The 7,597-nt window shown below is 58.1% G+C and carries 6 protein-coding genes; all 6 read left to right on the top strand.

Features of this window, described 5'->3' with window-relative positions; translation table 11 throughout:
• On the top strand, nt 1-269 hold a 269-nt coding region (locus tag GXX82_05295), incomplete at its 5' end, for an aldehyde dehydrogenase (protein ID NLT22442.1).
• Complete coding sequence (locus tag GXX82_05290) at nt 256-795, top strand: (4Fe-4S)-binding protein (GenBank protein ID NLT22441.1); 540 nt, start codon at nt 256-258, stop codon at nt 793-795. The genes GXX82_05295 and GXX82_05290, both read left to right, overlap by 14 nt.
• A 30-nt stretch (nt 796-825) precedes the next feature.
• A complete protein-coding gene (locus tag GXX82_05285) occupies nt 826-1,977 on the top strand; it encodes a (Fe-S)-binding protein (protein NLT22440.1) in 1,152 nt (383 codons plus the stop codon).
• Nucleotides 1,978-2,088: 111 nt separating this feature from the next.
• Complete coding sequence (locus GXX82_05280) at nt 2,089-5,157, top strand: CoB--CoM heterodisulfide reductase iron-sulfur subunit A family protein (protein ID NLT22439.1); 3,069 nt, start codon at nt 2,089-2,091, stop codon at nt 5,155-5,157.
• 24 nt (nt 5,158-5,181) lie between these two features.
• Nucleotides 5,182-6,027 carry a hydrogenase iron-sulfur subunit gene (locus GXX82_05275; protein ID NLT22438.1) on the top strand — a complete coding sequence of 282 codons (846 nt, stop codon included), beginning with the start codon at nt 5,182-5,184 and terminating at the stop codon, nt 6,025-6,027.
• A 183-nt stretch (nt 6,028-6,210) separates the two neighbouring features.
• On the top strand, nt 6,211-7,578 hold the full coding sequence (gene pcnB / locus GXX82_05270; GenBank protein ID NLT22437.1) for a polynucleotide adenylyltransferase PcnB: 1,368 nt from the start codon (nt 6,211-6,213) through the stop codon (nt 7,576-7,578).
• The last annotated feature ends 19 nt before the right edge of the window (nt 7,579-7,597 follow it).

Genomic DNA, 7,597 nt, shown 5'->3' with positions numbered 1-7,597 from the left:
CGCTGAAGAAGATAGTCAACAGGAGCCGCAACCTGCACAGGGCGCTCAACAACAGGCGCGGCATGAGCAGAAAGGACGAGAAGCCGCCACAAGACCACTGGAAGAGAAGGTTCCCCGAGATCGAGGAGAACCTCATGTCCGCGTACTATACGTTCAAGGGCTGGAACCAGGACGGCGTTCCCACAAAGGAACGGCTGCATGAGCTGGATCTCGATTACGTTGCGGAAGACTTAGAAAAGAGAGGGATATTGAAAGATGGCCAAGATTAAGAAGAAAGTCAAGACGATCAAGGTTGATGCCGATAAGTGCAACGGTTGCCGGGGATGCGAGCTAGTCTGTTCCGCCTTTCACTCAACGCCCAGGTACAGCACGATCAATCCGGCACGGTCCCGCATTCAGATAATCCGTCACCCGCTGAAGGACATATGGCTTCCCATATTCGCGGGTGAATATACCCCGGCGGAATGCATGGGCAGGGAGAAGTATGTGATCGACGGCAAGGAATACGATGAGTGCACCTTCTGCAGGGCCACCTGCCCGTCGAGGGACATATTCAAGGAACCCGACTCCGGCTTGCCCCTCAAGTGTGACATGTGCGAAGACGAGCCGCCCCTCGAACAGCCGAAGTGCGTCGAGTGGTGTCTCAATGACGTCCTTGTTTACGAGGAGAGGGAGGAGGAGGTCGAAGAGAGCGTTGAGATGGAGAAGGTCGAGACGGGCCTTGTATCCATGATCGATAAGTACGGACTGGACAAGGTCGCGGAGGCCATAGCCCGGATATCCCAGAAGGATTAGACGTCAAGATAACTTAAAGAGGATGGATACGTGGAAATTATAGCCCCCTTTCAAGAGGTAATAGACGAGATAAAGGAGAAAGGCGGAGACGCCGTCAAGTACTGCTACCAGTGCGGCAAGTGCGATACCGTCTGTCCCTGGAACAAGGTGCGCAAGTTCAGCATGAGAAAGCTCATCCGCGAGGCCACGTTCGGCATCAGCGAGATCGAGAAGGAAGAGATCTGGCGGTGCACCACCTGCGGCAAGTGCCCCCAGCGCTGCCCCAGGGATGTCAAGCAGATCGACGACATGATGGCGATACGCAGGATGGCGACGGGCTACGGGGTCTTTGCCGGTCCCGTCAAACCATACCGCACGGTCGCCTCGGGCCTCTCCGGCCAGGGCAACCCCTTCAACGAAGACAGGAAGACCAGGGGCGCCTGGGCCGAGGGCCTCGGTGTCAAGCCCTTCAAGGAAGACATGGAGTACCTGTACTTCCCGTGCTGCTACTGCAGCTACGACCCCAGGCTCAAAAAGGTCGCCCAGGCCACGGCGAAGGTCCTGAAAAAGGCGGGCGTCAGCTTCGGCATCCTCGGCGAGAAGGAGAACTGCTGCGGGGAAAGCATCCGCAAGACGGGCAATGAGGACCTCTTCAAGAAACTCGCGAAGGAGAACATCAAGGCCTTCGTCGATGCGGGCGTCAAGAAGATACTGGTCTCCTCCCCTCACTGCTACCACACATTCAAGAACGAATATCCCATGTTCAAGGTCAACTTCGAGGTGGTCCACATCTCCCAGCTTCTGCCGCAGCTCATCGCTGAAGGGAAGCTCAAGCTCTCGGGAGAGTACGCGAAGAAGGTCGCCTATCACGACCCCTGCTATCTCGGCCGGCACAACGGCATCTTCGACGACCCCCGGGACGCGCTGAAAGCGGTTTCCGGAGTCGAGCTCACCGAACTGCCCGAGGCGCGCATGGACAGCACCTGCTGCGGCATGGGCGGGGGCAGGGTCTGGGCGGAAACGGAAAAGCACGAACGCTTCTCCAATATCAGGGTAGAACAGGCTCTCGAGGTGGGCGCGAAAGAGCTCATCACCGCCTGCCCGTACTGCATCACCGCGCTTGAGGATTCAAGGCTGGTCATGAACCATGCCGACGATATAGAGGTCAAGGACATAACGGAAGTCATCCTGGAAGTTATATAGCATACAAGAAAAAAACCGATGAGGTGATAGAAAGTGGAAAACGTTATATCGCTCAACGAAAACATTAAAGAGCTGTGCAAGAGCCGCGCGGCCGGCAACTTCGGCGACGTCATGGTCGTCGGCGGCGGCATAAGCGGCATTCAGGCATCCCTGGACCTCGCCACGGCGGGATTCAGGGTATACCTGGTCGAGAAGTCGCCGTCGATCGGCGGGCACATGGCCCAGCTCGACAAGACCTTCCCGACCAACGACTGCTCGATGTGAATTCTCGCGCCTAAGCTGGTCGAGGTCGGCCGGCATCCGAACATCGAAGTGCTCACCTACACGGAAGTTGAGAACGTGGAGGGAGAAGCAGGAAATTTCAACGTAACACTTCTGCGGAAACCCCGCTACATCAAAGAGGACAAGTGCACGGGCTGCACCGTCTGCGTGGAGTACTGCCCGGTGAAGTATCCGGACCAGTACAATCAGGACATATCGATGAACAAGGCGGTCCACGTCTATTTCGCGCAGGCCATCCCGCTCATCACCTACATCGACGAGAGCTGTCTCTATCTCAAGGAGAAGAAATGCCGCATCTGTGAGGCGGTCTGCAAGAATGACGCGATAGATCTCAACCAGCAGCCTGTGAAGGAAGACATCAACGTCGGCGCCATCATCCTCGCCCCCGGTTTCGAGCCTTTCGATCCGAAAGTGAGAGAGGAGTACCGCTACGGCGAGTTCCAGAATGTCGTGACGAGCATGGACTTCGAGAGACTCCTGTGCTCCACCGGCCCTTACGCCGGCGAGATCCTCCGCAAGTCCGACCTGAAGCACCCCCACAACATCGCCTGGATACAGTGCATCGGCTCCCGCCAGGTGATCGAGGGCGGCAACAGCTACTGCTCCGCGGTCTGCTGCACCTATACCCAGAAGCAGGTCATCCTGACGAAGGACCACGACGCGGACGCGAAATGCACCATCTTCCATAACGACGTGCGCGCCTACGGCAAGGATTTCGAGCGCTACTACGAGCGGACGCAGAACCTTCCGGGCATCAGGTTCTTCCGGAGCTATCCGTCAATTGTCAAAGAAGATCCGGTGACGCACAATGTCACCATACGGTACAGCACCCCCGAGGACGGCGTCATCGAGGAAGAATTCGACATGGTCGTTCTCTCCATCGGCATGAACCCTCCCAAGGGCGTGGAAGAGATGGCAAAACAGTATGGTATTGAGCTTGAGGAACATAGTTTCTGCAGGATCGATCCCACGAACCCCATGCTGACGAACAGGCCGGGCATATTCGTGAGCGGCGCCCTCCAGGGGCCCATCGATATTCCCGAGTCCGTTTTCAGCGCCTCCGGCGCCGGTTCCCAGATCGGCGAGTTGCTCCAGTACAGAAGGGGCAATCTGGCGAAGGAAAGGATCTACCCCGAGGAGAAGGACGTGTCCCAGGAAGAGCCCAGGGTCGGCGTTTTCGTCTGCCACTGCGGTGCCAACATCGGCAGGATCGTCAATGTTCCCGGAACGGTCGAGTATTGCAAGACCCTCCCCAACGTCGTCTACGCCCAGGAGCAGCTGTTCTCCTGTGCCACCAACTCGGCGAGGGAGATAACGGACAAGATAAAGGAAGAGGGTCTAAACCGCGTCGTCGTGGCGGCCTGCTCGCCGAGGACCCTGGAACCCCTCTTCAGAGACACCCTCCGCGAGGCGGGGATCAACCAGTACTACTACGAGATGGCGAACATCAGGGAGCATAACTCCTGGGTACATCAGAAGGAGAAGGAAGAGGCCACGGAGAAGGCCCATGACATCATCAGGATGTCCGTGGCACGGGCCTGCCAGCTGGAACCCCTCCAGGAATTCGACCTGCCCGTGGACAAGAGGGCCCTTGTCGTCGGCGGCGGCATCGCCGGCATGAACTGCGCCCTGTCCATAGCGAACCAGGGCCATGAGGTCCACCTCATAGAGAGAGAAAAGGAATTGGGGGGCATCGCGAACAGGATCCACACAACGCTCCAGGGCCTTGATGTTCAGGAGTACCTGAAGGACCTCAAATCGAAGATCTACCAGCATCCCCTCGTTCACGTGTACCACAAGGCAAAGATAACCGAGGCGACAGGCTATGTCGGGAACTTTGTGACCACCGTGGAGTCCGCCAGCAAGGGGTCCACGGTGATAAAGCACGGCGCGGCGGTCGTCGCCATCGGCATCGACATGTACACGCCCACGGAGTACCTCTACGGACAGGACGAAAGGGTCCTGACCCACCTGGAGCTTGAAGAGAAGATAACCTCCGATGATGAGAAGGTCACGGGCGCGCAGAGCCTCGTGATGATCCAGTGCGTGGGCTGCAGGAACGAAGAGCGCAACTACTGCAGCAGGATATGCTGCAGCGAATCGATCAAGAACGCTCTCCTCCTCAAGGAGAAGAACCCCGACATGGACATCTACATCCTCTTCAGGGATGTGAGGACTTATGGATTCAACGAGGATTACTACCGCCTGGCAGCCGAGAAAGGCGTGAAGTTCATCCGTTACGAACCGGAAGATCCGCCTGTGGTGGAACCGGGCAAGGCCGAGGACAAGAGAGACGTTCTCAAGGTCACGGCGACGGATTACATCCTGGGCAAGAAGCTCGAGCTTGACGCGGACATCATCGCGCTGGCAGCAGCCGTCGTTCCTTCGGCGGCGACAAAAGAGGTCGCGAACCAGTTCAAGGTCACCCTGAGCCCCGATGGTTTCTTCAAAGAGGCGCACGTGAAACTGAGGCCTGTCGAATTCGCGACGGACGGTGTCTACCTCTGCGGCCTCGCCCACTATCCGAAGTTCATCCAGGAGACGATCAACCAGTCCTACGGAGCTGCCGGAAGGGTCCTTACCCTTCTGTCCAACGACATCGTCGTGGCCTCAGGCTCCGTGTGCGCCGTCGATGAAAAACGGTGCATGGGTTGCGGGGCATGCGTCGAGATTTGCACCTATGGCGCCCTTGAACTCAAGGATACGAAACAGGGCAAGAAGTGTGTGGTCAACCCCGTGCTGTGCAAAGGGGATGGCCTGTGCAATACCAAGTGTCCCACCGGGGCGATTCAGCTTCGTCACTACACCGACACCGAACTTGTCAGCGAGATCGATGTGGTTGTCCCCGAAGACGAGATAATGAAACAGATCGACGCGGCAGCGGCCGCAGATGCGTAAACCTATAGAAGGAGGTGGGAACGGATGAGTACGGCAAAATTCAAACCGAGAGTCCTTGGCTTCGCATGCAACTGGTGAGCGTACGGCGCCGCTGACCTGGCTGGAGTTTCCAGACTGCAATATACAACTGAAATGAGGATCATCCGCGTCATGTGTTCCGGAAGGGTGGACATGGGGTTCGTCCTCAGGGCCTTCGAGAACGGACTGGATGGCGTGTTCCTGGGTGCCTGCCACCTGGGCGAGTGCAACTACATCACACACGGGAATTATCAGGCCCAGAACATGGTTCTGCTTTTCAGGAGGATCATGGAGCATATAGGCCTCAATCCCGAGAGGCTCCGGATCAATTTCATGTCCGGTGCCGAGGCGAACGTTTTCACGGAATCCGTTAACGATTTCGTCAAGACCATCAAGGGTATCGGTCCCCTTGGAAAAGCGGAGGGCATGGACGCCGCGGAGCTCAAGACCCGCCTTGCCGAAGTGAAAAAGCTCATCCCTTACTTCAAGATCGTGAACAGGGAAAAGCTCACGACCCGTCTCGAGGGTCACGACCATGCCGAGGCAGAGAAGCTCTTCACGAAGGAAGAGATAGACAAACAGTTTGCCGAGGTCTTCTCGTACTGGATCGACCCGGAAAAGTGTCAGGCCTGTATGACCTGTGCCAGGCGCTGCCCTGTCGACGCGATCATCAGCGAGAAACAGAAGATCCACATCGTCGATCAGGACAAGTGTGTCCGCTGCGGGACGTGCTTCGAGGTTTGTCCTCCCAAGTTCCGCGCCATATCGAAGATCACCGGTCCGGTGCCTCCTCCTCCGCCCGAGGACAAGAGGGCCGTCGTCAGAAAAGGCAAGGAAGAAGCAGCTGGTTGATACCGGCTGACCATATGGAATAGCAAGCGAGGGTATCCATTCGGCAAGATCAGGCTGAATGGATACCTTTCTTATTGTCTCGAATCGGAAAAGGACTGATATCTGGAATTCGGGATGACGACACAACCAGGAAATGAAACACCTTCATCCGCGACACCCTTTGATTTTCAGGTGGGGTGTGGTATCTTGATGCCCATGGAGCCAAGGATCGTTCCCCGAAAGGAACACCGCATTTCGCGGAAGCACGTGAGCCCGAACGCGCTTCGCACGCTGTACCGGTTGCATTCCCGGGGCTTCATAGCCTACCTCGTGGGCGGCTGCGTACGTGACCTTCTTCTCGGGCGGACACCGAAGGATTTTGATATAGGCACGAACGCCACACCCGGCCAGATCAAGAGGCTTTTTCACAACTGCCGCCTCGTCGGTCGCCGGTTCAGACTGGCACACCTGCGTTTCCAGGATGAGATCGTGGAGGTGTCCACCTTCCGTCGCTCAGCCGACCCTTCGGACGCGGTCGAGCCCGATGAGACGACCCAGGGCCGGCGCCACGTCCGCCACATGAAGGATGCGAACGGGATGGTTCTTGCCGACAACATCTTCGGGACACCCGAGGAGGACGCACTCCGCCGCGACTTCACCATCAACGCCCTTGCGTACAATATTGCCGACGCTTCCGTCGTGGATTACTGTACGGGCCTTGCCGACCTGAAGGACCGGCTCATCCGTTCCATCGGCGACCCGCGGGTGCGCTTCACGGAAGACCCGGTACGGATGCTCCGCGCCGTGAGGTTTGCGGCGTCCCACGGCTTCGACATAGAGACGACTGCGTGGGAGAGTATCCGTGAGCTTTGTTCGACCATATCCCGTGTTTCTCCCTCACGGCTCTACGAGGAGATACAGAAGCTCTTTCTCCTTGGTTTCGCGTGCCCGACCTTCGCCCTGCTCGAGACAAGCGGGCTCCTTGCTTCTCTTTTTCCCGACCTTGCCGGCTGGATGCGGGAACGTGACGGCCATTTGGAGGTGCTGGGAAGGAACCTCGCCGGGATCGACGAGGTGGTTCGTGATGGGCAAGGGGCATCGGTGGCGCTTCTTCTGGCCGCACTCTTCGGCCCCCGGTTGGAGGAGGCCGCCCTTTTCCGTCACCGGGAAGGCATCCCGAGGCGTCAGGCGCTGGATGAGACCTGCGCGGGATTCCTGAAAGAGATCTCTGAGAGCGCTCACATTCCCGGCCGCGTGGGCGCCAGGTTGAACGCGATCCTTGCCCTCAAGACCTCCCTGTGCAGAATGCCGCCCCGCAGACCCTCCACGCTTGCCGGCAGGCCGGAGTTTGCCGAGACGCTCATGTACCTTAAGGTCACCGCCGGAGCCGAAGGGGAACGTCAGGCGGCGCTCGCGTGGTGGAAGGCCTACCTTCTTGAGAATCCTCCTGCGGAACCGGCAGAAGCACCGGCGGAGGAGACCCCTCGAAAGAAGCGAAGACGCAGGCGAAGGAAGCCCCGCCGCCGAGGCGGCGAGACGGTTCAGGAAGAGGGCGCCGGGCATGGCCGGTGAAAACATCACGGAACTCGAA

Source organism: Syntrophorhabdus sp., from assembly GCA_012719415.1.
In the GTDB taxonomy this organism is placed as follows: domain Bacteria; phylum Desulfobacterota; class Syntrophorhabdia; order Syntrophorhabdales; family Syntrophorhabdaceae; genus Delta-02.
The sequence above is the reverse complement of the archived record's forward strand: the minus strand, read 5'-3'. Positions and strand labels throughout refer to the sequence as shown.

What these genes read in the sequence shown, in the direction of transcription:
- GXX82_05290 (NLT22441.1), top strand. Translation starts at nt 256, where the DNA reads ATGGCCAAGATTAAGAAGAAAGTCAAGACGATCAAGGTTGATGCCGAT.